Source organism: Luminiphilus sp. nBUS_07 (assembly GCF_051201685.1).
Classification (GTDB): Bacteria; Pseudomonadota; Gammaproteobacteria; order Pseudomonadales; family Halieaceae; genus Luminiphilus.
The window spans coordinates 890587-917342 of the sequence record NZ_CP179213.1; the positions used below are offsets into that span (position 1 = coordinate 890587).

Below are 26756 nucleotides of genomic sequence, written 5' to 3' on the forward strand. Positions count from 1 at the left end.
CCCCTGACATCAAAAAAAGCTTGTTGTGGCCTTTGTGTCGAGGCTTTTTTTGCAAATCTCCCGCAGATTATCTGGCACTGTTAAACTATGGATGCATTTTCAACGAAAGAGTCCTATGTCTACTACTGACGCTGACAACAAAGAAGACGACAATTTTGAGCGCGCTGCCGAACAGATTGAGGCGCCCCTAACGTCGCTGGTAGGCGATTACGAAGAAACCCACGGGTCGGAGGCTGCGGCCCCTGCTCGTGGTGTATTCCTACTGCCCAACTTGTTCACGACCGGCGCCCTGTTCTGCGGCTTTTACTCAGTAATAGCGGGTATGCAGGGGGATTTCTATGCGGGGTCCGTCGCTATTTTGGTGGCAATGATCTTTGATGGGCTCGATGGTCGAGTCGCGCGGCTGACGCACACGACCAGTGCTTTTGGCGCTGAGTACGACAGTTTGTCAGATATGATTTCATTTGGTATTGCACCTGCGTTGCTCATGTTCAATTGGGCATTAGTGGATACGGGGAAGCTGGGATGGGTCGCTGCGTTTCTGTACACGGCCTGCGCGGCATTGAGGCTTGCTCGCTTCAACACGCAACGAGATTCGGTGGATGCGGGTTATTTTGTGGGGCTGCCCAGTCCCGCGGCGGCGGCTGCCGTGACGGGTAGTGTTTGGCTGGGTCAGACCCATGAGTTGCCCGCTTCTATCCTGCCGCTGGCCTGGCTCCACGCTGTGCTGCTGGCGGGCCTAGGTTTTCTTATGATTGCCAGATTTCCATATTTCAGTTTTAAAAGCATCAAGCTGGACGGCCGCGTTCCTTTTGTTCGTATTTTCCTGATGGTAGGCGTGCTGGCCCTCATTGCTCTGGATCCCCCGTTGTTTATCTGGGTGTTTTCTTTTCTCTTTGCTGTTTCAGGGCCGATCCAGCACCTGCGTCAAAATGTTGTTCAGAGAGCCCAAAAGGAGGATGAAGCCCGTGCCACGCAAGATTCTTAATGTGCCTCAGATTGCTTCCTCTGAAATAACTCCAGAGTCGGTCTGGCTCGATCGCAGAAATTTGATGAAAGCAGCAGCTGCAGGGGCGCTGGTGAATACTTTGCCCACTCAGGCTGCTGCAGCACCTGCCGCAAAGCCTTTGTCTTACAGCCAAGCTAAGTGTGATGCCTGTTCGACAGAAGAGACGCTGACGCCGGTCGAGGACGTGACTAGCTACAATAACTTTTACGAATTTGGGACTGATAAATCAGATCCCGCTGAGCACGCCCATACTATGACCACTGACCCTGGTCGGTGGAGGTATCTGGATTGGTCAACAAGCCGGGCAAGCTGAACCTAGAAGATGTTCTGGGTGGTTTTGATCTAGAAGAGCGAATCTACCGGTTTCGGTGCGTTGAGGCGTGGAGCATGGTCGTGCCTTGGATTGGGTTTCCCTTAGCAGATTTGTTGCGGCGTTTTGAGCCCACGGCAGACGCGCGCTATGTTGCTTTTAAAACGCTCTACCGGCCTGAGGAAATGCGCGGTACGCGATCATTCACCTCGGTTATCGATTGGCCCTATAAAGAGGGCCTGAGACTGGATGAGGCAATGCACCCCTTAACGTTGATGACCGTGGGCCTCTACGGAAAGACGTTGCCTAACCAAAGTGGTGCTCCGCTACGGCTCATTGTGCCCTGGAAGTACGGCTTCAAAAGCATTAAGTCGATCGTGTCAATTGAGTTAACCGACCGACAACCGCAAACCTCATGGCAGGAGCTGGCTGCTCATGAGTATGGGTTTTTCAGTAACGTAAATCCCGAAGTTGACCACCCCAGATGGAGCCAGCGTTACGAAAGACGGTTACCGTCGTCGCTGTTTAAGCCTAACCGGGTACCGACACAGCTCTTCAATGGTTATGCCGAGCAGGTGGCTGGGCTGTACGCGGGTATGGACCTAAGCAAATATTACTAAGTAGAGGCTAGGCTAGTGGGTGTTCCGCTGTACCGTTTACCTTGGTCAGATCGGCTTTGGTGGGCCTCGGTGTTTGCTCTAGCGCTGAGTCCTTTCCTGCTTATCGTCTATGGTGTGCTCGGCAATACTCTTGGGCCCGACCCCGCAGAGGCGTTAATGCATCAAACCGGAGAGTGGGCTATTCGCCTGCTTGTACTGGTTCTAGCTGCTCGACCTGTGGCGCAATGGGGATGGCCTGCCTTGTTTCGGTACCGGCGGATGCTGGGATTGTTTATGTTTTTTTACGCCACCCTTCATCTAATAGTGTTTGCACAGGTTTACGTTGGCTGGAGCCTGGCGATATTGCTGGAGGAGTTGATCGAGCGCCCCTACGTGCTGGTAGGTTTTGCGGGTTGGGCGCTGCTCATTCCTTTGGCGGTGACTTCGACAGACCGCATGCGGCGTAGGCTGCGTCAGCGTTGGCGGCAGCTGCACCAGCTGGTTTATGGGGTTGCCGTCTTAGGGGTTTTGCATGTGTTGTGGCTATCGCGGTCTGACATCGGCGACGCTGTGCTCTACGGGGTGCTGTTGGGAGGCTTGCTATGCTGGCGGGCGGCACTTGTTTTAAGGCGCCGTTTCACTGCCAGACGCTAGTTAACCGCACTGCAGGTGTGCAGCGTTAATCGGTAGTCGAGATGGCAAAGCGTAAACTTTAAAATATGTTGCTAAAAAGGGTTGCGCTGCAGCGCGTGACGCGTATAGTCGCGCTTCCGCTCAGGGGGGGGTATGATCCAATCTGAGCCGGATGAAATCAAAGTGGTTTTTTCTTCGAAAAAGACTTGCGCGGTTTCAAACGGTGCGTATAATGCGCGACCTCGGTAAGGCGAAGCCCTTATCAAAAAGTCAGTCCTAGCGGCGACTTGATACTTAACAATTAGATGAAGACAGATGTGTGGGCACTTGTTGGAGTAGTTGTCACTAACTATTCAGAAACAACAAGTGACTCATCGATTCATTGAATTAATGATTCTAGATTTTGTTTCTGAGCTGAGATTTGGGTGGTAAAGCAAGTTTCTGCGTAACCATCCCCTCTTGCTTCGGCAGAGGTTAAAGATTCTTCAACTGAAGAGTTTGATCATGGCTCAGATTGAACGCTGGCGGCAGGCCTAACACATGCAAGTCGAGCGCGAAAGCACTTCGGTGTGAGTAGAGCGGCGGACGGGTGAGTAACGCGTAAGAATCTACCTAGTAGTGGGGGACAACTCGAGGAAACTCGAGCTAATACCGCATACGCCCTACGGGGGAAAGCGGGGGACCTTCGGGCCTCGCGCTATTAGATGAGCTTGCGTTGGATTAGCTTGTTGGTGAGGTAATGGCTCACCAAGGCTACGATCCATAGCTGGTCTGAGAGGATGATCAGCCACACCGGGACTGAGACACGGCCCGGACTCCTACGGGAGGCAGCAGTGGGGAATATTGCGCAATGGGCGAAAGCCTGACGCAGCCATGCCGCGTGTGTGAAGAAGGCCTTAGGGTTGTAAAGCACTTTCAATTGGGAGGAAAAGTTAACGACTAATACTCGTTAGCCTTGACGTTACCTTTAGAAGAAGCACCGGCTAACTCCGTGCCAGCAGCCGCGGTAATACGGAGGGTGCAAGCGTTAATCGGAATTACTGGGCGTAAAGCGCGCGTAGGCGGCTTTTTAAGTCGGATGTGAAAGCCCCGGGCTCAACCTGGGAACTGCATCCGATACTGGAAGGCTAGAGTGCGAGAGAGGGAGGTAGAATTCCATGTGTAGCGGTGAAATGCGTAGATATATGGAGGAATACCAGTGGCGAAGGCGGCCTCCTGGCTCGACACTGACGCTGAGGTGCGAAAGCGTGGGGAGCAAACAGGATTAGATACCCTGGTAGTCCACGCCGTAAACGATGTCTACTAGCTGTTGGGGTACTTGAGACCTTGGTAGCGCAGCTAACGCAATAAGTAGACCGCCTGGGGAGTACGGCCGCAAGGTTAAAACTCAAATGAATTGACGGGGGCCCGCACAAGCGGTGGAGCATGTGGTTTAATTCGATGCAACGCGAAGAACCTTACCAGGCCTTGACATCCTCGGAACTTTCCAGAAATGGATTGGTGCCTTCGGGAACCGATGGACAGGTGCTGCATGGCTGTCGTCAGCTCGTGTCGTGAGATGTTGGGTTAAGTCCCGTAACGAGCGCAACCCTTGTCCTTAGTTGCCAGCACGTAATGGTGGGAACTCTAAGGAGACTGCCGGTGACAAACCGGAGGAAGGTGGGGACGACGTCAAGTCATCATGGCCCTTACGGCCTGGGCTACACACGTGCTACAATGGCAAGTACAGACGGCTGCAAACCCGCGAGGGGGAGCCAATCCGAGAAAACTTGTCGTAGTCCGGATCGAAGTCTGCAACTCGACTTCGTGAAGTCGGAATCGCTAGTAATCGCGAATCAGAATGTCGCGGTGAATACGTTCCCGGGCCTTGTACACACCGCCCGTCACACCATGGGAGTGGGTTGCTCCAGAAGTAATTAGTCTAACCTTCGGGAGGGCGATTACCACGGAGTGATTCATGACTGGGGTGAAGTCGTAACAAGGTAGCCCTAGGGGAACCTGGGGCTGGATCACCTCCTTAAACGATTGTGACTCTCTTCAGCAAGTGTTCACACATTTGTCTTCATCTATTAGGTTAATGCGACGGTTTTTACTCGGGTGCGATTTTTAGGCCTGTAGCTCAGTTGGTTAGAGCGCACCCCTGATAAGGGTGAGGTCGGCAGTTCAAATCTGCCCAGGCCTACCAGTTTGTTCCGGGGCTATAGCTCAGCTGGGAGAGCGCCTGCCTTGCACGCAGGAGGTCTGCGGTTCGATCCCGCATAGCTCCACCAATTCCGTCGCAACGAATCCATACATGGACGCACTAAGGTGTGTCGATGTCTGGTTTTGGCAACCAGAGTGTTCTTTAACAAGGTAAATCAAGCTGATTCTTTGAATCAAAAATCTACAGTTCAGCTTCGGCTGAGGTGGAGAGGATGATTCATTGATGAATGTTCTCGAGTGCGGTTTCAATTCCCGCGCTCGAAACGAGTTGTACATACTGTGACTTAAGCGTCACAACATCCGGCGGGCACAAACTTTGATCGGTTTGTGTCTACTAGTACCTAACCTACGCAAAGGGGGTTAGGGAACAGTCTTCTTGGACAGATAACTTCGGTTATATGGTCAAGTGACTAAGCGCATACGGTGGATGCCTTGGCAGTCAGAGGCGATGAAAGACGTTGGAGCCTGCGATAAGCTTCGGGGAGTCGGCAACCAGACTTTGATCCGGAGATTTCTGAATGGGGAAACCCACCCGCAAGGGTATCCTGCACTGAATACATAGGTGTAGGAGGCGAACCCGGGGAACTGAAACATCTAAGTACCCGGAGGAAAAGAAATCAATTGAGATTCCCACAGTAGCGGCGAGCGAACTGGGATCAGCCCTAAAGTGTTTGGTGTGATAGTGGAACGGTCTGGAAAGTCCGGCAATAAAGGGTGATAGCCCCGTACACGAAATCTATCCATACATTATTCGAGTAGGTCGGGACACGTGTTATCTTGACTGAATATGGGGGGACCATCCTCCAAGGCTAAATACTACTGACTGACCGATAGTGAACCAGTACCGTGAGGGAAAGGCGAAAAGAACCCCGGAGAGGGGAGTGAAATAGAACCTGAAACCGTATGCGTACAAGCAGTGGGAGCACCTTAGGGTGTGACTGCGTACCTTTTGTATAATGGGTCAACGACTTATTGTCTGTAGCAAGCTTAACCGTTTAGGGGAGGCGTAGGGAAACCGAGTCTTAATAGGGCGTTCAGTTGCAGGCAATAGACCCGAAACCGGGCGATCTATCCATGGCCAGGTTGAAGGTGCCGTAACAGGCACTGGAGGACCGAACCCACTAACGTTGAAAAGTTAGGGGATGAGCTGTGGATCGGAGTGAAAGGCTAATCAAGCTCGGAGATAGCTGGTTCTCCTCGAAATCTATTTAGGTAGAGCGTCGTGTCTAACCCTGGGGGGTAGAGCACTGTTTGGGCTAGGGGGTCATCCCGACTTACCAACCCCATGCAAACTCCGAATACCCAGGAGTTCAATCACGGCAGACAGACAGCGGGTGCTAACGTCCGTTGTCAAGAGGGAAACAACCCAGACCGCCAGCTAAGGTCCCAAATACCAATTAAGTGGGAAACGATGTGGGAAGGCTCAGACAGCTAGGAGGTTGGCTTAGAAGCAGCCATCCTTTAAAGAAAGCGTAATAGCTCACTAGTCGAGTCGGCCTGCGCGGAAGATGTAACGGGGCTAAATTGGTAACCGAAGCTGCGGATGCATGCTTGCATGCATGGTAGAGGAGCGTTCTGTAAGCCGCTGAAGGTGAACCGAGAGGTTTGCTGGAGGTATCAGAAGTGCGAATGTTGACATGAGTAACGATAAGGGGGGTGAAAAACCTCCCCGCCGGAAGATCAAGGTTTCCTGCGCAACGCTAATCGGCGCAGGGTAAGTCGGCCCCTAAGGCGAGGGCGAAAGCCGTAGTCGATGGAAAGCAGGTTAATATTCCTGCACTTTGTTTTACTGCGATGGAGGGACGGAGAAGGCTAGATCATCAGGGCGTTGGTTGTCCCTGTTTAAGGCAGTAGGCTGGAATCTTAGGCAAATCCGGGATTCTAAGGCCGAGAGCTGATGACGAGTGCCCAAGGGCGCGAAGTGATTGATGCCATGCTTCCAAGAAAAGCTTCTAAGCTTCAGGTAAAACAGAACCGTACTGTAAACCGACACAGGTGATCAGGTAGAGAATACCAAGGCGCTTGAGAGAACTCGGGTGAAGGAACTAGGCAAAATGGTACCGTAACTTCGGGAGAAGGTACGCCGGTTTTGGTGATGAGACTTGCTCTCTAAGCTGAGGCTGGCCGAAGTGACCAGGTGGCTGCGACTGTTTATTAAAAACATAGCACTCTGCAAACACGAAAGTGGACGTATAGGGTGTGACGCCTGCCCGGTGCCGGAAGGTTAATTGATGGGGTTATCTTCGGAGAAGCTCTTGATCGAAGCCCCGGTAAACGGCGGCCGTAACTATAACGGTCCTAAGGTAGCGAAATTCCTTGTCGGGTAAGTTCCGACCTGCACGAATGGCGTAACGATGGCCACACTGTCTCCACCCGAGACTCAGTGAAATTGAAATCGCTGTTAAGATGCAGTGTACCCGCGGCTAGACGGAAAGACCCCGTGAACCTTTACTATAGCTTCACACTGGACTTTGACTTTATTTGTGTAGGATAGCTGGGAGGCTTTGAAGCGATGGCGCTAGCTGTTGTGGAGCCAACCTTGAAATACCAGCCTGATAACGTTGAGGTTCTAACCTAGGTCCGTAATCCGGATCGGGGACAGTGTGTGGTGGGTAGTTTGACTGGGGCGGTCTCCTCCCAAAGAGTAACGGAGGAGCACGAAGGTGCGCTAATCACGGTCGGAAATCGTGAGGTTAGTGTAAAGGCACAAGCGCGCTTGACTGCGAGTCTGACAAGACGAGCAGGTACGAAAGTAGGTCTTAGTGATCCGGTGGTTCTGTATGGAAGGGCCATCGCTCAACGGATAAAAGGTACTCCGGGGATAACAGGCTGATACCGCCCAAGAGTTCACATCGACGGCGGTGTTTGGCACCTCGATGTCGGCTCATCACATCCTGGGGCTGAAGCCGGTCCCAAGGGTATGGCTGTTCGCCATTTAAAGTGGTACGCGAGCTGGGTTTAGAACGTCGTGAGACAGTTCGGTCCCTATCTGCCGTGGGCGTTGGAGAATTGAGGGAAGCTGCTCCTAGTACGAGAGGACCGGAGTGGACGAACCTCTGGTGTTCCGGTTGTGTCGCCAGACGCATTGCCGGGTAGCTACGTTCGGACGGGATAACCGCTGAAAGCATCTAAGCGGGAAGCCCCTCCCAAGAATAGTTCTCCCTGTCCCTTGAGGACTCTGAAGAGCCGTCCAAGACTAGGACGTTGATAGGCTGGGTGTGGAAGCGCTGTAAAGCGTTGAGCTAACCAGTACTAATTGCTCGTGAGGCTTGACCATATAATCCAAGTTGTTTGGTGTACGGTTCGTAACTAGAACCTTAAGTACACAGAAGACTGACGGCACGCGGCGAAAGTTGCGTGACTCTGAAAGGAGTATGTTGTGCTCAAGTCATAGTGTGTGTTGGGTTCATCACCAACGAAAGAATCAGCTAGATTTACCGCCTTATTTGAGAGGTTTTCTTGCTACTTGTAGCGAGTCTGTCACTCAAGCCAGTTTGCCTGGCGACAATAGAGCGTTGGAACCACCTGATTCCATCCCGAACTCAGAAGTGAAACGACGTATCGCCGATGGTAGTGTGGGGTTTCCCCATGTGAGAGTAGGTCATTGCCAGGCTTTTATTAGAAAAGGGTTACCCATTGGGTAGCCCTTTTTTTTGTGCTGCTATTTAAGCGCTCCCCACTATCTCTAGAGGTCTTGCCAGTGTGCTGTGGTTTTGTTGGGGTATAACGTATAGTTCCTATGCTTAGACATTGATGAAATTCGACGAGAGATCGTCTAGATTTTGTCAGTCTAACTAGCGTTTTCGTGTTTTGAGATGGTTTAAGTCGATGTATGAATCCGCCGAACAATACCTGCGCAGCGACCTTCACGGAAAATCTCGAAACCTGGCGAGAATTCTGGAGAAGTCTTTAACCAACGGCCGTGTTTCGGAAGCTACACCGGCGCATTACGCTTTAGCGTCAGCTTTAGCTCGAGCTGTTCACGTTATTGAGACCGATGGCGGTCACCCTGATGAGCAATGCACGAGAGTGCTGCAATCCTTCAGCACGACGGTTGTGAATGGCCTGCGGCCCGGTGAAGATCGCGATAAGGTTGATGCGGCCCAGATTGCTAAGGCCCAATATTTGACCTTGGCCCGACGTCAGAGCATTCGATTACGGGCTGCGGCTCTTGAGGCCGGTCAGAAACTTGTTCTCGCTGACTTGCCTATCAATGGCATGTTCGATCAAAAAGCTGACAGTGTTAGTAACACACCCGTTGAGCTGTCTCTGGAACAGAATGCTTATCTTCTGTGTCTGGCAGATCTTAGTACCGAAGCTGAGCTCGAAAAAGCCCGGCAGTTACTAGCAAATAATGTAGCAACAGCGTTCTCAGACGTTAGGTACAAGGATATTTGCCGGGCTTATCAATGGATGGGTTTCGCTGCCGTAGCGACGACGCCCTACGCTGAAATGGCAGACGATATTGCAATGCAGGTCTTGTTTCAGCCAAGCACGTTGCGCCAAGGCTTAGAGGACGCTCCTTGGCAGATTCTCCAACAGCTATTCCTCTATCTCACTGCAAGGCCCTCAGAATCACTTTATGCCTATGCCCAAGTGTTGTTGCTTGAACTGCTAAATGCTCAAAGACGGCTGGATACTTTTAAGGCGGTGGAAGCCAATCTTCCTGGGATGTTACTCAGTATTGACGTTTGTTCCCGAGCGCTCCGAGCAGGACAATCTTTGCGTCGCAAATTAAACAACAAAGAGGCTGGCCCTTTGCCATTTTTGCGTGGGAGCGCAGTGGCTAAGATCACCGGTGGCGTGTTTAACCCGCCGTTAAAGCAAGACTATGCCTATCCTGAGCTGACATTTTCCACATCCTATTTGGAGCGGACGGGCATTTTTATTGGAATAGACAGTCATTGGGGCTTCGAGCCGAGTAACGACAGCACCTTTAGGCAGGCGATTAAAAAAGGCGCGTCTTTGATAATTGCATCGGATCAGAACAAGCCCTCAAAAGGCCAATATTTAGAGGTTCGGAATACCTTCACGGCATTGGTCAAATTGGCGCTAGCACGAAGAGAAACGTTTCGCGGGAGGGTCATAGGTGTTACTGGCAGTGTCGGTAAAACGACGGTTTGCTCCATGATCACCGCGTTGCTAGGAGTGCAGGGTGAGGTTTATAAAAATATTGCCAACTTTAATCATCAGCCGGGCGTTCCTAAGAGTGTTGCCAATATTCCAAGGCGCGCACGTTACGCGGTAATTGAAATGGGCATGGGCGCCAAACGTACGATCCTTCCCAAAGCACTGCTTGTGCGGCCGCACACGGCCGTAGTTACCGATATTCAGGCCGACCATATGGAGTTTCACGAGTCTGTAGCCTCTGTGGTGAAGACAAAAATGGAGGTCATTTGGGGGGTCGAATCCGGTGGAACGGTTGTGCTGAACCGCGATTCTGAACACTTCCCTATGCTGCAGGGTCTCGCGTTACAGCGATCAGACATCAACCTATTGACCTTCGGACAACACCCGCAAGCCGATATTTGCGCCGAGGATATCGAGTTGGGACCCGAGCATTCGAGGATACAAGTTAAGGTGTTCCAAAAAACGTATCACTACGTTTTGGGTTTGCCCGGTATGCACATGGCCTTAAATAGCTTAGTGGCCGTGGCTGTAATGGTATCTGAGGATGTCGATTTGATTCAGGCGCTGCCGGCGCTAGAAAAGCTTGAGCCTGAAAAACGCCGAAATCAAATAAGCGAGGCGACAACGGCTAACGGTACGCGCCTCCGAATTTTAGATGATAGTTTTAACACCAATCCAGCCTCGGTTAGGTCGAATTTGCACGTGCTTGGTTTAATGGAGCCCGAGTCCAACGGACGCCGTATTTTGGTTTTGAGTGACATGGGGGAAATGGGAAGCGACGCGCGGCACTATCACACGGCGTTGGCTCAGGATATCAATGACTCACGTGTTGATATTTTCTTGTCATTCGGCGACCACTGTCAGGCACTTGATCAACTAATACACGATCGCATAACGCACAAAAATTTTGAGTCAGTGGTAGCGCTTGAGCAATTTTTGCACACAGCGGTGCGCAGCGGCGATATCGTTTCTTTTAAAGGTTCCGCGCGAGAGGTGTCGATATCAGATATCGTAAAAAACCTGACTGATGGCAAGCCCCAGAGCCAAATCGATCGTGACGCACCAACGTTGGTGGAGTTTTTTAACCGCAGGTTCAAGGAGGATGCCTACAACTTAACCAAGATTTCTGAGCAGGAAAAAGCGGCAGTCAGTTTCCTAGTACAGCAAACACTTGCGCTGAAGAAGCAACAGCCAGGGGCCTTGTGGCTCATAGACTATGGGTGCGGCGATGGTCGCTTACAACCGTTTTATAATTTACTTGCTGAGACTTTTACCTCGACCGAGTTTCATATACTGGGGGCGGATTTCGCAGTCGAGGCGCTAAAAGCCTATCGGACACAGTGTCTTCGAGATGGCTTTGAGGATACAAAGCACGCTTGGGAGATTAAAGGTTTACCTAATGACCAGCGCCTAGCGTCGTTGAAGCGCGGCAATATCAACATTCACTTTTTAGAAGGCGGGGTTGAATCGCTACAGGCAATGATTTGCGGTGTCGATCAGCGATTTGAAATTCTTGTTGCTGCTGGTGTTTTATGTCGAGTGTTGGGCGATCAATGCCGTCGTGAAATGCTTGAGGCCTTTAGTCGCGTTGCTGCTTCTGCATTTGTCTCAATGCCCACTCAGGATGAGTTTAAAAGTCTGCAAATTGAGTTTAATGCCCTACGGGAGGAACGGTTGCAGTTGCTGTCTCAGATCGAGAGCCTAGATAAACAGGACAACCCTGAGCGCGATAATGCGAGGCAGCGCTTATTAGCGATTGAAGATATTTTGAAAGACGCACTTGTAGAGGGCGAAATCTATTACTCTGCGAGACGGGTCCGTGGTTTTGGAAGAAAAATACCGGATTTAAAGGACCACAAAATCCCGTATTTTTCTGCCACAAAACTGCAGGCACAACAGGTAATAGACTACGGCGGTTATCACAGCACCTTGGTGACCCATGGCGCCTTTGGAGGACATAGCCGTTGGATGATATGTCTGGGAAGTCATGAGTTTTCGGTAGACTCAGTTCAGGTGAACAGCGTAGAGCTTTAAGGAGCCGAAGCATGGGAAGTGTTGGAGACGGACTAGAGGCGGGCAACGCGCGGTGGTCTTTTGGGGGACAAACGGCGCAACAATTTGACGAGCATGTTTCTAAGTCGGTGCCCATGTATACCGAGGGCCATCAAATTATTTGTGATCTAAGCGATTTTTTCCTGTCTGGGGGCTCCACGTGCTTTGAGCTGGGGTGCTCTACAGGAGAATTAACGGCCAAACTCGCATTACACAATAAAGACACGGAGCCAGCGCGGTTTGTTGGGATCGATCTTGAGCCCGCTATGATTGACCTCGCTAGAGAAAAGTCTGGAAACTTGAAGCTTGAACAGACTGACTTCGTTGTCGATGACGTCATTCAGGCAGATATTACCAACGCGGATCTCGTGGTTGCTTATTACACCGTTCAATTTATAAGGCCTAGCGAGCGTCAGCGACTTATAGACAAGGTGTATAACGCCTTGAATTGGGGGGGCGCCTTCATACTGTTTGAAAAGGTAAGGGCCAACGATGCCCGCTTTCAGGATATTACGACGAGTTTGTATAACGAATACAAAATGGCACAGGGTTACAGTCCCGAGGAGATCTTTAGTAAATCCAGGAGCCTTAAGGGTGTGCTCGAACCGTTTTCTACTCAGGGCAACTTGGATCTCTTGGCGCGAGCTGGCTTCGAAGATGTCTTATCAATCTTTAAATACTTATCTTTTGAGGGCTTTTTAGCGATTAAGTGAATTGCTTTACATTAGGTAGGCTGAGTAATGCAGTTTGATCAGGTAATGTGCGAGACCAAGTGCGGTGAGTAATGCGATATCCATAGAAGTCTCTAGATACCTCAGTGAGTAAATTAATAGCTAATGCAGTTAATAGCGATCACCTGCTCGCGATTTCTGAAGTCAATGGCCATAACAAAGAGGAGTAGTTTGTGTTTATTCAAAAATTTCTAATACTGGTCGCTAGCTTAACTGTGGCGATCACCTGCCGTGGTGAGATGGCGACGATGGATGTGTTGGGCGAGGTGGAAGAGCTGCGTCCAGGTTTGCTTGAGGGCTATCTTTACGGGCAGCCGGTACTCAACAGCAAAGTCTTTATTCCGGCGCCACCCAGTGCGGGCAGTGCTCTTGAGTTGGCCGACGTCGCAGCCAGTGAAGCTGCCTTGGCACTGCAAAATAGCCCCCGCTGGGATTTGGCAGCGCGAGATGCTGAATTGAAATTTCCCGAGGCTGCCGCGACCTTTCAATGCGCGGTAGGTCGGGTGATTAGTGACGTTGAAACCCCGGTGCTCAACCGACTCCTTCAGCGTTCCCTTGCAGATTTTGGCTTAGCGAGCTACCCCGCTAAACAAGCTTATCAACGGTCCAGGCCTTTTGTGACAAATGAGCAGCCCATTTGCACGCCCCATGAGCGAGAGATGCTCGCCGGTGATGGTTCATATCCCAGTGGTCACAGTGCGATTGGCTGGGGATGGGCTTTGGTGTTGTCGCAGGTATTTCCAGAAAAAGCGGAGTCGATCCTGGCTCGAGGAAGGGAGTACACGTACAGCCGGATGGTCTGCAATGTGCATTGGCAAAGCGACACGTTGGCCGGAATGACTGTAGGTGCTGCTGTTTTTGCGCGGCTACAAAATGATCCCCTATATCTTGCCACGATGGCGGCTGCAAAGGCTGAAGCCGAGAAGATTTCGCCAATCAATCCTGACGACAAGGCTTGTGCGGCTGAGGCGAATGCAATCGCATTTGAAAATTCTTAAGTTGTTCGGGAGGTTTAGCGGGTACGTTTAGTGAACGTGGCCTAGACTATTTGTTGTTGCTTAGTTTTAGATGTTGGTCTGAATCGCTGAAGGTGGGCCCTAGACAGGACCGTGGCCTGTTTTTTGGGTTTTAGGAATGGCGTAGATACACGCTTTCAGGGCATCGAAAGCTCGAATATTTCCTCTGAGATACAAAATGTATCACTCAAACGGGTCAGGCAAACTCCTTTCCGCGTCCCGCCCAAGGGAAAACCGCACAGACCAGCTCAAACTATTGGCATAAACTGCCCCAATACCTAGAACGCCCAATGTTACTTGTTCGGCTCAGTTAACCCTGTATTTATGCGGCCCGTGGAACATCCGTGGAACATTTTTGCCTGCACTTAATCACGCCCCCGGCGTGAACGATTCCTGTCACAGCTTACCTCGGCGTTGAGCCGCAAACTTATGGCTGATACCGTTGAAGCTGCAACCAACCAAAGAACGGTCGTCCAATGAGATACAGATTGATCTTACTACTTACCCTTGCCTTGCTGCAGGGCTGTCAAAAATCAGATTACGAAGTTTGTATAGACAGCGCGTATCCACATGCGTTGACTTGGGAAGGAACAAAATCAGAGAATTCTTCGAAGACACCAACCGAGCTAAAAGACCTCGCTCGACATCAAACAGCCTACCAATGCGCCAAGTTTCTCAATTGGCAGCCCCGTTAGCGCACCGTGGGGCAGACGGCAGGATTGGCCGCAAGGGGGGCTGTAGCACATCACTAGTGTGCGCTAGCGGAGCCTAAGTCGGAACATAATGAAGTAGTCAGATAGAACGGTCTGGGTCCGCAATTTAGGGATGGGTTCTATCAGCCCCATGCCACCAGGCCCGTGTAGCGAGTGTCCATCCAGAGAGAGGATTAATTGCGCTCTGACTTCGGCAGCAGTCTTTGACGAATCAATAGCAAGACCGGAAGAGACATGATCAAAGCCAGTAGCGGTAACAGAGGTAATGTGGGAACCGGCGCTACCGGGGCGGATATCAACCTCAAGAAAAGCGTCGATTCTTTCTGGATGTTGTAATCTTCGAGCGTGCGTCCATCTTCAAGTTGTTTGCCCGCAAAAACTAAAATTTGCTGGTCGAGCGGAATGCCTTCCCTATCTTGAAGCTTGGCTTTAACGTTCTCGATGGAATCTGACGGCTCCACCTCAAGGGTAATGGTTTTACCTGTTAAGGTCTTGACGAAAATTTGCATCGCCATTGCGTCAATCGGCATTAGTAGTGTCAAACACACCACTGCAGCCGCAGTAATTTGTGACCTCATTGAGCTCTCCTCTGTCCCACAAGTCACCATACACCCAAAAGACCCGTTAGCGCACCGTGGGGCAGACGGCGGGACTAGGTGAAGAGGAACACCCCTGCGCCCAGCTAGAATGCTTTAGCTAAGCGTTTGTTGGAGTATCAGATGTAGCCAGATGTCCCTACCCCGAGGAGGGGGTCAGACTTGTTCATTCGCGGAAGCTGCCACTCCCGCTTACAAGAAATCAATTCATAGCGAACTCATGCTCAACCAGCTTTTGGAGTTGGGCTATCTGCTCTTGTTGGCTTTGGACAATCGCAAGAAGTTCCTCTTGTTGAGACTCCAGTTTCTGCTGAAGCGAAGTAATCTGTTCGTCTTTTGCCTCTGAAGCGTCATCCAACTCCTGAATCGCTTTTATCATCGGCGCCAACAAGTCGTTATAACGTAAATATAGATAACCTTTGTCGTCTGGCTGGACAACCATGCCGCTATTACCCAAACCATGCTTTGCCAGAGTGGCTTCCACTTCCTGAGCCATGAGCCCCATCTCAATATCGGATTCCGGATTATTGATGCGGTGATAGCGGACGGGGTTGAGGTCATTAATCAAGCCAAGACCCACACCCACTGAACTCACTGCCTCCTTGAGCCTCGCATCGGAGGAGTTAACCACACTATTGCTTGTTACGCTGCCACTGGCTATTAAGTTGCCAGTGACTGTTACGTCGCCGTATCCACCAGAATTGAGCGTTATGCCAGAAACCGCTGATAGAGTTATACCACCAGCAATAGAGTCAAGTTTAATTGATTCGGCAGAATCTCCTTGTGAATTGGTCACTACAATAGTGTCGTTTGTACCCAAATTAGTTTTTAAACTAATACCACCACCAATAGAAGTTAAGGCAATAGCTTCTTCAGTAGTACTTCTAAGCAAAGTGTCTATGGCGGCCTCTAAATCATCAAAGTTCTTGTTGAACTCCTCAGCTTCAATGATGTCACCATCCTTAAAACTATGAGTGACTTGTGTATCAGCCACTGTGTTGACGCTGACGAGAAGCAAACCTGCCATCAATAGCCGAATCATCTTAGATCTCCTTATTTCGCATGAGGTACACAACAACCCACAGCGCGACAGCAAGCAGGATGGTTGCCCATAGGGGCATAAAAGGAACGGGCACTGAGACGCCACCAAATTGCGCCTCTCCAAATCTAGCAACACCGAATATAGGCGTACTGCGAGCCACAGCAAGGCCAGACAAGCACAGAGCCGCCAACACAACGAGTCGTCTAATAAGCATCAGCAGACATCCCCAGAAAACCCGACAATAGCACAGAGCATCGTTGCAAACGGGAACTGATTGGCAGTTTGGAAGGATTGGCTGCAAGGGGAGTCATAGTGCCGAAACTTAAATCAAGCTCGGAACTTACGGAATCCAAACAGCCCTTACGTTGATCGCTGATAACAACGCACTTAGAGATTATTCAAGTTCCCAGACACGTGCCTGAAAGGCCTTAGTCTTCAGATCAACCGTAGAAATATGCAGGATTCGACTGCTGTTATCGTCATCAAACCCATAAACTTTGAGGTTGGTGCCGTCGCGTGACCATAAGCCTAGCGTTGCACTTTTTTCAAGAATCCCCGTGTCATTGATGGCTTGTACCGTGCCGGTAAAGTAGCCCTTGGTATTTTCATCATTGGTGGCGACCATGTTGTGAGTAGCGTGCACTAGCCCATATTTTCCACCGCTGTTTTAACGATAACGCTCAAACCACGCCAGAATATGATTCACCTTGGCAATGAGATTCGAGGGGCGCTTATAAATACTGTGGCTGGCCCCAGGAATCCGCACCATGAGCGTATCGATACCTCGATGCTTCAAAGCTTGGTAGTACTGTTCGGTTTCACTGATGGGGGTTCGGTAATCGAGGTCACCGGTCAGCAGCAAAGTGGGCGTAGCAACATTGCCCACCAGTGACAATGGGGATCGCTCCCAATAGCTTTGGATATTCTCCCATGGCGGGGCGTCAAACCACGTGGTGGCAAAGTAATAGTTGAGGTCAGCCGTCAGCACGAAGCTCGCCCAGTTGATCACCGGTTTGGCAACGGCCGCCGCTTTAAACCGATTAGTTTTACCCACAATCCAAGCAGTCAACACGCCGCCTCCAGACCCTCCCGTAACGAATAGCTGTTGGGGATCTATATAGCCCTGCTTGAGTAAGGCGTCGACACCGGCCATAAGGTCATCATAGTCATATCCGGGATAGGCCAAATCAATGCTGTTTGCAAAGGCCTCGCCGTAGCTCGTGCTTCCCCTTGGGTTGGCGTAAAGAACAACGTATCCGGCTGCGGCGTAGAGCTGAGCTTCAGTACTAAAGTTTGGCCCGTAAGCTGTATGAGGGCCGCCATGAATTTCTAAAATCAGGGGGTATTTAACCGCGGGGTCAAAGTGTGGGGGCTTCATAACCCAGCCTTCAATGAGCTTGCCATCATGAGAAGAGGGCCAGATTACCCGTTGAGTAGAGGCTAGTACTTTGTGACCTAATACATCCCTGTTGAGGTCGATGAGGGAAAGGGGCGGTTTGTTCGATTGTATGGCGACCAAGTCTGCAGGTTTTTGGTCACTTCCTACAGTTGCAACGACGGTATCTTTGCCGCTCAGTGAGAAAGTCCCGCTCGTATAGGGACGTCCGATGCTCGTTCCACCTAACAGGGTATTGGCCTGTCGCCGTTCACCCTGCAGGGATATGCTCGCTAGTCGCGTGGTGCCTTGATCGTCGTATTGAATCCACAAGGTTTTGTTATCGGTAGACCACTGCGCGTCATCGACTGATCGATCAAAGTCTGTGGTTAGCGATCGACTGTCACCGGATTCTAAATTCATGATGACTAGCTGATTTGGGTTGTACCCTTGGCGTTCATCCTCTGAGGCGAGGTAAGCGAGAAGGCGACCGTCAGGTGAGATGGCAGGGGAAAATTCTGCACCGTTTTGTTGGGTTATAGGCTGTAGATCCTTTTTTAGTAAGGACACTTTAAATAGGTCACTTTGTTGAGGTTGATACTCGTGGTCATTGCGGTGATTACCGCTAAATAAAATTGCGAGGCTATCTTGGGTCCAGGCGATCCCTTTGTTCATCGGATAATCTGTGCTGGTGAGTTGTCGTGCAGTGCCACCTTCGGCAGGTATAACGAAAAGCTGTTTACTGCCGCGAGGGAGGTAGCCGGCACCGTCCCGTCGATAGGTCATCTGATCAATAACAATCGCAGGCTCTGCCCAGGTAGCGCCCTTGGGTTTGACCGGCATTGCGGCCAACTGCTGCGCTGGATCCGTCACTGTTCGTATGAAGGCGATCCATTCGCCGTTGGGGGCCCAACTAATTTCTGATGGTGCCTCGGCGAGAGTGGTAAGGGTGATGGTGGATCCTGTTGCTAGCCAGCGGACGAGCAGCTGTGTTTTGCCGTCAACTTTGGACAGATAGGCGAGGCGATCACCAGAAGGTGACCAACGTGGAGAGCTGTGTTGTCCCGGGCCACCGACCAGGGGTTGGTGGTTTTTACCGTCGACGTCGACTTGCCAAATGGCTCGATGGGCCTTGTCGCTCATAATATCCATAGATATGCGAACGTAGGCGACCGTTTTGCCATCTGTGGAAATTTGAGGATCGTTGGCATACTCAAGCCCAAAGACATCGGTGGCCTCAAAGGTGTCGGGTTGGGACGCCTTGGCAGAGGCGACTACCATTAACAAGCACCAGCCAAGCACTAAAAAGACCCCTGGAAGTTGACGGCTTATGGGCGGTGCATTTGGAATCGACGCCGACCTGTCTTGAGGGTTCAAAAGTGGAAAAATCATAAGGGGCACTCACTCTTTCTAATTATTCAGAGTATCACTGAGGTAAATCTCTCATTAAAGCCCTATTTAATCTGGGCTGTTTACTGCCTGCGCTTGCCCCCATAATGCGTGCATCAATTTATTGGGAGAGAGGCTATGGAGCCGGTCGCAACGTTAAAGTTTATGGCTACACTCACGGCGCAACTAGGTGATCAGATCGTTGTTGGCGAAGGGCCTCGGGGCTCTCGTGTTGTTATTGATGTGCCTTCTGTGACCTTGGTGGGGGACAACATTCAGGCTTCGTTAGCAACTCAAGACGCAGCGGATTGGCTCACGCTATCTGAAGACGGAAAGCTCGGCGCTTTAGATGTTCGCATGACCTTAAAAACCGATGACGGCGCGTTTATTTATGTTGAGTATCAAGGGCGTGCTGATATGGCGTCGGGCGTTATCGCGACGGCACCGACCTTCCAGACAAGCCATGAAAAATACCTCTGGTTGAATCGCATTCAGGCAGTGGCTGCTGGCCAGCTCGACGATAGCGGCAAGCTGGTTTACAAGTTCTATGAGGTGGTGGTGACTGTTGAGGATTAGCTTGATCGACAGTGCAGACAGACAGCTCTGGTGAGGTCAGGCGTCCCGAAGTGAGGCATTTTGGCTGTTGTGGCAGTGCATGAACGGCTGCCTGATTGAGCGGGTTGCCGTTAAAGCGGCCAGGCTTGGCAATGGCAGCCTGCTGGATCAGGCGCTTGGGGGGTGCTTTTATGGCGCTGGTGGCTTTTGTAATCACCCCCTATCAAGTTCCCCGTGATTGCTTCCACGCTATTCACCCTGAACCCTGAACCCTGAACCCTGAACCCTGAACCCTGAACCCTGAACCCTGAACCCTGAACCCTGAACCCTGAACCCTGAACCCTGAACCCTGAACCCTGAACCCTGAACCCTGAACCCTGAACCCTGAACCCTGAACCCTGAACCCTGAACCCTGAACCCTGAACCCTGAACCCTGAACCCTGAACCCTGAACCCTGAACCCTGAACCCTGAACCCTGAACCCTGAACCCTGAACCCTGAACCCTGAACCTGAATCCTTTTGCGACGCTAAGAGTGGGTCGCATGAACAAGGAATCGGCCTGCCAATTTTTAAGAAATGGTCAGGGTTGCTCAACGACATAGCACCCAATCATGTGGGTATTGTTTAGAGCTCCACGACGCTTGAGCCGTTGTCTGGAGGTTTATGGTGGGAGGTGTGGTCATACCGAAAAGCCTTGAGACTTAAAAACCGCACGACGGCTACCGACGTAGGAACATGTTTAGCCCCTAAGAGAGTGCAAACTTGTGGCGGTCCAAATTTTAGCGTCGCTTCTCCTTTTTCTCGGTATGACACTTGCTGTTTACTACCACGTTGGATTTGCCAATATCCGAGCAAGCTACCGCTTGTGGTTTCAGAAAAGTTACTGGGTTAATTACAACGTCGTGGAGGCGGTTGCCTGGATAGCAAAGGCGGCAGTTATCCTCCCAGGGTTAATCTGGCAGCAAGAAATTTGGCAGCTGCATTTGATTACATTGGCGACGTCTGCACTACTTATTTGGGTCTCAGAGCGCAAACTCCTGCCCACGATGGTTGCCTTCAACACGCTGTGGATAGGCTTGTCGAGTGTGGTGATCGTCCGAAATGTTTTTTGATCCTACGGTAGCCGCTTAAGCTTTCGTTGCTAAAAATTCGAGCATAGTCACGTCATGAGGCCTCAAGGCAGTCTTTAAAACGACTCCTTGTAGGGGCGCAGGTCCAGTTCTTGTGTCCACGCTGAGCGGCCTTGAGCGTGCAGCGCCATATAGGCATCGGCAATTTCTTCCAGTTTTAAAGCACCGTCTTGCCCCAGGCCATTAATATATTCAGGAAATCGGGTGCGCACTTTTTCGCCCTCAACAACACCGTCAATCAGGACATGAGCAACGTGAATACCCTGAGGGCTAAATTCTCTGGCGATAGATTGCGTGAGCATTCGCAAAGCGCCTTTTCCTGCTGCAAACGCAGAAAATCCAGCCTTGCCGCGAAGGCTCGCGCTCGCACCGGTAAAGAGCAGCGTCTGTTTTTGGGCGATATTTTGCTGCTGTAGCATGAGTTTGATCACCTGCTGCGACACTATAAAGCCACCAAGGCAGGCGACTCGCCATAAATCTTCAAACACGGCGGGCGTTACGTCTAGAAAAGCTTCGGGTCGGTTGTTGCCCGCGTTGTAAATGGCCAGTTCAAGAGAGTAGCCGCTGCTGGCCACTCGATTCATTGCCGCTATGACTTGGTTTTCGACGGTTACATCGGCCAGCAAGGGTTCGGCTGAGCCACCCTCGGCCAAAATACTTGCCGTAATGGCGGTCAATTTTTCAGGGCTTCGGCCATTAACGAATACATGAAAGCCTTCTCGCGCAGCCCTGCAGCAGAGCTCGCCTCCAACACCCTCACGAGGCCCTACGCCAAATATAATAGCCGCTTTTTTATGCATAGTTCAGTTTGCTGTGTCTGGTGGCATGGCGTTTTCTGCGGTTGTGTAATGCATCACACGCAGTTCCTCATGGCCTGCGAGAATGTCTGCGATACCGCCACACCACTCACCGACTTCACTCATATTAGGGGTTTTTCGCGTCCAGTTCTCTGCATTCATGCGTTGTTGAAGAGCCACGGCGATCCAGCAGTGAACATAAGTTGTGGGATGAACGACATCCCAAAAAACTGCGCGTTCGACATCATTGCAAACAAAAGATGCATCGGTTTCACCTAGATACCCGCCTGTGTAGCAGCGGGCTAGGATCACCTTCGAGGTCTTATCGTCCTCTGACCCAAGTGGCCTCGCGAGCTCAGTAATATCGAAGTCAGAATACTGCTTTATATCGAAATGAGGGTACCTGTCGTAATTCAGGATGTCGTCGAATAGCGTGTGTGCGTCAAATAATAGGAAGCTTATATCGCTGTATTCGTCCTCCAGCCGTGAAACCATCTCGGCCAGTAGCTGGTTGTGAAGATGGGTAAGGTCAGAGAGCTTGTTCGCCAGCATGAGTCGTCGTTCTGTTTCGCTAAAACTCGATTCCGCTGCATAGGTAGTATTTTCCAAAACAATGGGCGATAGCCCCAAGTCGGGAAGGTTGCCGACTAAGATATGGCGAGCATCTAAGGCGATCAGGCTTCTGATTTGTTTTTCCAAGCCATTAACAACCGTTGAAACAACTTTGGGATAACCTTCAGGAGAATCAAGTCGATCGAGTAATGTTTCGATGGCTCCGCTGAAGGGTTCTTTAGCAATGTAATCATTGGCTCCGCCCCAGATCATGACGGCAGTCTTCTCAGGTTGAGACAGGTAGTCCTCGGTCATGAAAGACTCTTTGAATACCTCAATTTGTTGTGCTGTTGTGCCACTCACGAAAAATTGACCGCCATCCATAACGCGCTGTTTTAGCGTTACTTTGGGGATTGTCTCCTTGCCTGTTACCGATGCTCCTCCCACTGCATGATTGCCAATGGCTAGGTAGCTTAGTGACCCGATATAGTCAGGCCAGGCAGGGCCATTGGAAAATCTACCAATCCAGTAGGGTGCTGTTGGAAAAACCCGAAGCCGCGCTTTCATGTTTCCTGTGTCGGAAAGGCTGTCTCCAAAGATAATGAGGCGCGAAATGCTGGCGCCTTGGTCTTCAGGATATTGGATTGCAACGTTGATTTTTTCTTCGGGGCGAAATGCCATGATACGAGCTACTTCGTTGGCTTTTTCACGCGATGCCTTGGTTAACGCCCGGATACAGCCCATGCGCAGTGCCTGTGCGTTTGGTTGTGTTGGTCCCAGATGTAAGAACCCATCTTCAAGATCACCCCGAAGCTCAAAAGGCTGGTTGTTGGTATCGAGCCCTACGAGCCACAAAGGCTTCTTTACCCCTTCATTGAGCTTCTCTGAAGTTGGGCGGTGAGAGCTAGCGGTTTCACAATGTACTTGCCAGCTTTCTGTACTCGACACCTTTTCGGGTGCAGGTTCGCTAAATAACTGAGTGCAGCCTGCAAGGGCAAGGGCAAGGGGCAGCGTAAATGCTGATTTTTTCAGTAGCCTTGCAACCCGAGTCTGATAGAGCGGGCTTGCTGCGGTTGTCATTGGTACTGGAAAGATTTTTGAGTAATGCATGTCGTTTACATCTCTGAGTTTTCCAATCTTGTCAGTCTCGAGATTGCCATACAACCCAAGCAGCCAGTTGAGCATGCTTCCACCGCCCATAAAGCAACAGCTTGCCTCGAGGGGTAACAGTTTATACGGTATATGCGAGCCGCACCGACAATTTTGCGGGGCCTGATCTGATTTTGCCAGTAGCACTTGTTTTGAAGGGGGAGCTTCGCCGATAAAACTTGTAAAAAACCTGAAAAGTTTGGCCTGTGTGGGCTCGAGTAGCTCAGCTACAGACCTACCGCCATGATCACTGCTGAACAGCTTCGACGACATTACTCGGCCTCGCTGTCGTAATTAGGCTACGAAGCGACAAATTTTCAGCAGATTGGGTTTATAGTATCTAAAACCATATAAGAGAATGTTTATGCGCTTTCTGATCTCACTTTTTATAACAGTGTCGTTGTCTCTGTCCGCAATCTCTGCCTCGGGGCAAAACGAGACTGACACGACAGCAATTTTGGGGCTTTATCAGAGTTGGCGAGATGCAGTAGAGAATGCAAATATCGACGGCTATGTCGCGGTCCTTCACGCAGATATCAGTCTACGTCCGCCGGGTGCACAAGGGCTTGATGGGCGCGATAACTATTCGGCGTTTCTGGATCCCGTGTTTGATTCGGCGAGTTATGAGATTCAGATTGATAATGCACCATCGGTGACTTTTCTGGGCGACGCAGCGATCGTCGAGTATGACTACACGATTTTTCGCCGGGCCGATGTAGATTCAACCGCTGATCTGCCCCCCGGTGCTATCGCTGTTGCAAAAACTAGCGCCCATTACATTGATGTTGTTACTCGAGACAGCAGTGGTGCCTGGAAGGTTAGGCTGCATAGCTGGCAGGATTGGCCGTCAACAGACTGAATTGGGTTGTCGGTAGTCAGTCGGAGCCCGGGTGAGTTGGGTCGGCTTACAAAAACCCTTCTCTGGGCGGCTGTTGGTACGTAGTTGTTAGCACTTAATCAGTAATGGCTGGTAAAACTTAACTAGGGATGGGCACACAGCATGGCGGTGGAATTGCTAGTCGTGGGTGGACTTTCTGAAGCATGGATTGGCCCAGTGGTCGCTGCCGGTCAGGGAGCGATGACTGTGGCGGTCGTTCAACCGGGTCAGACTGTCGATACCTCTGCAGTGCGTATTTTGGTTGGTGCTCCTCCAGACTTGGCGCCCATAATCTGTGAGTGTCCGCAGCTCCAATGGGTGCAAAGTACTTGGGCTGGCGTAGATGCTCTTTTGGGGCTGGTACCCAAAGGGGTTCAAGTGACACCCCTCAAAGGCGTTTTTGGCCAAGCGATGAGTGAATTTGTTTTGGGGTGGTTGCTGGCTTTGGAGAGAAATATTATTGCCCGAGCCAACTGCAAGCATTGGCTTCCGGAGGTGGAGGCCGGCTTGTCTGGCAAGGGCTTGGGCATTATGGGGGCTGGAACCATTGGTAGTGTGGTCGCCAAGCAGGCAGCCAATTTTGGCTTGGTCGTTACCGGGCTTAATTCTGGAGGGCAAAGTGCGCCGGGCTTTAGGGCCTGTTATCCCAGCAGTGAACGCTTGGAGTTTGCTCAGGGTCTCGACTACGTTGTAAATCTGCTACCCAACACCCCCGCGACTGACGGCATTGTCGATGCCAAATTATTTGCGGCCATGAATTCTGGCGGTATCTTCATCAATGCCGGACGTGGCAATGCGGTTGTGGATGCTGATCTGATCAATGCCTTGCGGCTAGAGGTATTGCGCTATGCCGTGCTCGATGTATTTGCACAGGAGCCTCTCGAGGATACCAATGCTTTGTGGGAGGTCCCGGGATTGTTCATTACGTCACACACAGCGGCTCCTACCCCTTCGGAAGCCATCCCTGAGGTCTTTGCGCGAAATCTTGCTCCATTTTTGGCGGGTGCACCCCTAGCAGACGCTATGAGTCCTGAGCGTGGTTACTAGCCGCTGTAGTTAAGCCGTGACAGGAAAGCGTTTTCGGGTCTTATTTAGCCATGGTCTGTCCTGGCTGAACTTTGCACTGTTGGTGGCTGCGGTCTTAAAGTTTTTACCCCTTTTGTATTCATTCAGTTACGGCGTTGATCTGAGCCATTTGCCGACTGAGGATCCTCGCCACCTAGAACGCGCATGGGCTCTTGATCTCATCTCAGATACGGGATTTTTACTGCTGGTTTGGTTTCTGATGGGCCATTTGAACCTGCTTTTGGTGGGAGACCGGCGCTGGAGGCCATGGCGCGCGTACCCACTATCAAGCTCAGCGAAAAAACCTGCACGATAGTGAGCGCACTGTCATAGCCGCAAAAATGGGCCAATTTTTGCGGGAAGCTTTGCACGTCAAGTCACTCGGGGGTTGCGAGTGCTCTTGAAAACAAGTATCCCTGTAGTCCCTAAATTTTAGACGTGTCGTTTATGCAGAATGTCAGTGATCAGGTTGTGGTTGATACTGGGAAAAGCCTTCCTCGATATCCTGCAGTGTATCCCTCACTTGGGGGGTTCCAGTTAGATAATCCATCCTCATGGACGAAGGGCCAGCCCTTTGGTTTATTCCGCGATATGAGGGAGCAAGCCCCCGTTATGTGGTCGAAATCCATGCGTAAAGGCATGTCGGGCTTTTGGTCTATTACTCGCTACAACGATATTAAGCAGGTGGAGTTGGCACCTGATGTCTTTTCATCCCAGCGTGGCTCTATGCACCTTGGGATGCCCGATCGCAGTGAATGGAAGCCGCGACAGCTGGTCGATGCCTCTCTGAACAGTTTGATAAATCTCGATGCAGCCGTGCACATTAATCTGCGTACGCAGCACGCCCCTTTTTTCTTCCCTAAGTATGTGGAGACACTCAAGGAACGCGTGGCTCAAAAAGTTGATGCTCTTTTAGATGATATGGAGCGACGTGGGCCAGTTGTTGATTTTGCCAAAGTTTTCTCCCACGAGCTGCCGATGTATACCCTTTGCGAGATGCTTGGGATCGATGAGTCTGACCGTCCTAGGGTTATCAAGTGGATGCATTACTTGGAATCCGCGGCGCAATACCTGACTAATCCGCTGCAGGCCTTTTTATCTGAGCCGACCTTACCCTTTCGGTTCAATGCAGTGCTGCGAGAAATGTTTGAGTATGGGAAGGCCGTCATGGAGGACCGCAGGCGACACCCAAGAGAGGATTTACTAACCCTCATTGCGCATGCCGAGATTGAAGGAGAACCCCTTTCCCAGGAGTACTTAGATGGCTCTTGGCTTCTGATTATCTTTGCCGGTAACGACACGACGCGTAATTCACTGTCGGGCACAATGCGGCTAATGACGGAGTTCCCCGATCAGCGTCAGATGATTATTGATGAGCCTGGATTAATTCCCAAAATGACCCATGAAGCACTGCGCCTTGTTTCGCCAGTGGTCACCATGCGAAGAACAGCAACACAGGACACAGAAATCGGCGAGCAGCGTATCGCTGAGAATGAAAAAATCATTATGTGGTACGGCGCGGCAAATCGTGACCCTGAAATTTTTCCTGAGCCCGAAAAGTTCGATATGCACCGCCCCAATGTCGAAAAGCATTTAGCCTTTGGTCACGGTGTTCATCGCTGCCTCGGTAATCGAATTGCTCAAATGCAGCTCAATATTGCGTACGAGCGCATCTTCGATCGCTTTCCTGATATTCAGTGGACGGGCAAGCAAAAGATCGCCCCTGTAGTACTGGTGCACGCCATTTCTAGTCTCCAAGTTAATTTAAAGGGCGGACGTAAGCGTTAGGGGCAAAGCACCACGTTTTTGGTGAATTGCGGGAGGCTTGTCCGGC

The 26756-nt window shown here is 51.0% G+C and carries 18 protein-coding genes, 2 tRNA genes, 3 rRNA genes and 1 pseudogene; 16 read left to right on the forward strand and 8 right to left on the reverse strand.

Features of this window, described 5'->3' with window-relative positions; all coding sequences use genetic code 11:
• Window positions 1-115 precede the first annotated feature (115 nt).
• The 11 genes and pseudogenes from pssA to ACMAZB_RS04070 all read left to right on the forward strand — a co-directional run bounded on the left by pssA (window position 116) and on the right by ACMAZB_RS04070 (window position 13664).
• Window positions 116-988, forward strand: a complete 873-nt coding sequence (gene pssA / locus ACMAZB_RS04020; protein WP_435219503.1) for a CDP-diacylglycerol--serine O-phosphatidyltransferase — start codon at window positions 116-118, stop codon at window positions 986-988.
• A pseudogene (gene msrP, locus ACMAZB_RS04025) lies at window positions 960-1939 on the forward strand (protein-methionine-sulfoxide reductase catalytic subunit MsrP). Before pssA ends, msrP begins: the two are co-directional and overlap by 29 nt.
• Window positions 1940-1954: 15 nt before the next feature.
• On the forward strand, window positions 1955-2572 hold the full coding sequence (locus tag ACMAZB_RS04030; RefSeq protein WP_435219504.1) for a sulfite oxidase heme-binding subunit YedZ: 618 nt from the start codon (window positions 1955-1957) through the stop codon (window positions 2570-2572).
• 465 nt (window positions 2573-3037) lie between these two features.
• Window positions 3038-4571, forward strand: a 16S ribosomal RNA gene (locus tag ACMAZB_RS04035).
• A gap of 88 nt (window positions 4572-4659) precedes the next feature.
• Window positions 4660-4736: transfer RNA gene (locus ACMAZB_RS04040), tRNA-Ile, on the forward strand.
• A gap of 9 nt (window positions 4737-4745) precedes the next feature.
• Window positions 4746-4821 (forward strand) — tRNA-Ala (locus ACMAZB_RS04045).
• 332 nt (window positions 4822-5153) lie between these two features.
• A 23S ribosomal RNA gene (locus ACMAZB_RS04050) occupies window positions 5154-8030 on the forward strand.
• A 220-nt stretch (window positions 8031-8250) separates the two neighbouring features.
• A 5S ribosomal RNA gene (gene rrf, locus ACMAZB_RS04055) occupies window positions 8251-8366 on the forward strand.
• The 16S, 23S and 5S rRNA genes sit together here with 2 tRNA genes alongside, the layout of an rRNA operon.
• A gap of 215 nt (window positions 8367-8581) precedes the next feature.
• On the forward strand, window positions 8582-11917 hold the full coding sequence (locus tag ACMAZB_RS04060; RefSeq protein ID WP_435219505.1) for a UDP-N-acetylmuramoyl-tripeptide--D-alanyl-D-alanine ligase: 3336 nt from the start codon (window positions 8582-8584) through the stop codon (window positions 11915-11917).
• Between the two features lie 11 nt (window positions 11918-11928).
• Window positions 11929-12648, forward strand: coding sequence for a methyltransferase (locus ACMAZB_RS04065; protein WP_435219506.1), 720 nt, complete (start codon window positions 11929-11931; stop codon window positions 12646-12648).
• Between the two features lie 191 nt (window positions 12649-12839).
• A complete protein-coding gene (locus ACMAZB_RS04070; RefSeq protein ID WP_435219507.1) occupies window positions 12840-13664 on the forward strand; it encodes an acid phosphatase in 825 nt (274 codons plus the stop codon).
• Window positions 13665-14568: 904 nt separating this feature from the next.
• Here ACMAZB_RS04070 and ACMAZB_RS04075 read toward each other — a convergent pair.
• The 5 genes from ACMAZB_RS04075 to ACMAZB_RS04095 all read right to left on the reverse strand — a co-directional run bounded on the left by ACMAZB_RS04075 (window position 14569) and on the right by ACMAZB_RS04095 (window position 18800).
• On the reverse strand, window positions 14569-14973 hold the full coding sequence (locus tag ACMAZB_RS04075) for a ubiquitin-like protein (protein WP_435219508.1): 405 nt from the start codon (window positions 14971-14973) through the stop codon (window positions 14569-14571).
• A gap of 220 nt (window positions 14974-15193) precedes the next feature.
• Window positions 15194-16033: a tail fiber domain-containing protein gene (locus ACMAZB_RS04080; RefSeq protein ID WP_435219509.1), complete on the reverse strand. Its 840-nt coding sequence runs from the start codon at window positions 16031-16033 to the stop codon at window positions 15194-15196.
• A 1-nt stretch (window position 16034) separates the two neighbouring features.
• Window positions 16035-16247 (reverse strand): hypothetical protein, encoded by a 213-nt coding sequence (locus ACMAZB_RS04085; protein WP_435219510.1) that lies wholly within the window; start codon window positions 16245-16247, stop codon window positions 16035-16037.
• A gap of 180 nt (window positions 16248-16427) precedes the next feature.
• Window positions 16428-16676, reverse strand: coding sequence for a hypothetical protein (locus tag ACMAZB_RS04090; protein WP_435219511.1), 249 nt, complete (start codon window positions 16674-16676; stop codon window positions 16428-16430).
• 24 nt (window positions 16677-16700) lie between these two features.
• Complete coding sequence (locus ACMAZB_RS04095; protein ID WP_435219512.1) at window positions 16701-18800, reverse strand: prolyl oligopeptidase family serine peptidase; 2100 nt, start codon at window positions 18798-18800, stop codon at window positions 16701-16703.
• Window positions 18801-18935: 135 nt separating this feature from the next.
• Here ACMAZB_RS04095 and ACMAZB_RS04100 point away from each other — a divergent pair, with 135 nt between their 5' ends.
• Entirely contained in the window at window positions 18936-19373 is a 438-nt protein-coding gene (locus ACMAZB_RS04100) for a DUF3237 domain-containing protein (RefSeq protein ID WP_435214680.1), read from the forward strand.
• 228 nt (window positions 19374-19601) lie between these two features.
• Here the strand turns inward: ACMAZB_RS04100 and ACMAZB_RS04105 are convergent, their stop codons facing one another.
• Entirely contained in the window at window positions 19602-19946 is a 345-nt protein-coding gene (locus tag ACMAZB_RS04105; RefSeq protein WP_435219513.1) for a hypothetical protein, read from the reverse strand.
• A gap of 170 nt (window positions 19947-20116) precedes the next feature.
• On the opposite strand from ACMAZB_RS04105, the gene ACMAZB_RS04110 reads away from it, so the two are divergent.
• Window positions 20117-20464, forward strand: coding sequence for a hypothetical protein (locus tag ACMAZB_RS04110; RefSeq protein ID WP_435214682.1), 348 nt, complete (start codon window positions 20117-20119; stop codon window positions 20462-20464).
• A gap of 74 nt (window positions 20465-20538) precedes the next feature.
• On the opposite strand, the gene ACMAZB_RS04115 is transcribed toward ACMAZB_RS04110, so the two are convergent.
• Both ACMAZB_RS04115 and ACMAZB_RS04120 read right to left on the reverse strand, forming a co-directional pair.
• Window positions 20539-21282, reverse strand: a complete 744-nt coding sequence (locus ACMAZB_RS04115) for an SDR family NAD(P)-dependent oxidoreductase (protein ID WP_435214684.1) — start codon at window positions 21280-21282, stop codon at window positions 20539-20541.
• 3 nt (window positions 21283-21285) lie between these two features.
• Window positions 21286-23016 carry an SGNH/GDSL hydrolase family protein gene (locus tag ACMAZB_RS04120; RefSeq protein WP_435219514.1) on the reverse strand — a complete coding sequence of 577 codons (1731 nt, stop codon included), beginning with the start codon at window positions 23014-23016 and terminating at the stop codon, window positions 21286-21288.
• A gap of 328 nt (window positions 23017-23344) precedes the next feature.
• Here ACMAZB_RS04120 and ACMAZB_RS04125 point away from each other — a divergent pair, with 328 nt between their 5' ends.
• From ACMAZB_RS04125 to ACMAZB_RS04135, 3 genes are all read left to right on the forward strand, one after another.
• A complete protein-coding gene (locus ACMAZB_RS04125; protein ID WP_435219515.1) occupies window positions 23345-23839 on the forward strand; it encodes a YybH family protein in 495 nt (164 codons plus the stop codon).
• A 141-nt stretch (window positions 23840-23980) separates the two neighbouring features.
• A complete protein-coding gene (locus ACMAZB_RS04130; RefSeq protein ID WP_435219516.1) occupies window positions 23981-24904 on the forward strand; it encodes a D-2-hydroxyacid dehydrogenase in 924 nt (307 codons plus the stop codon).
• Between the two features lie 465 nt (window positions 24905-25369).
• Complete coding sequence (locus ACMAZB_RS04135) at window positions 25370-26710, forward strand: cytochrome P450 (RefSeq protein ID WP_435219517.1); 1341 nt, start codon at window positions 25370-25372, stop codon at window positions 26708-26710.
• Window positions 26711-26756 lie beyond the last annotated feature (46 nt).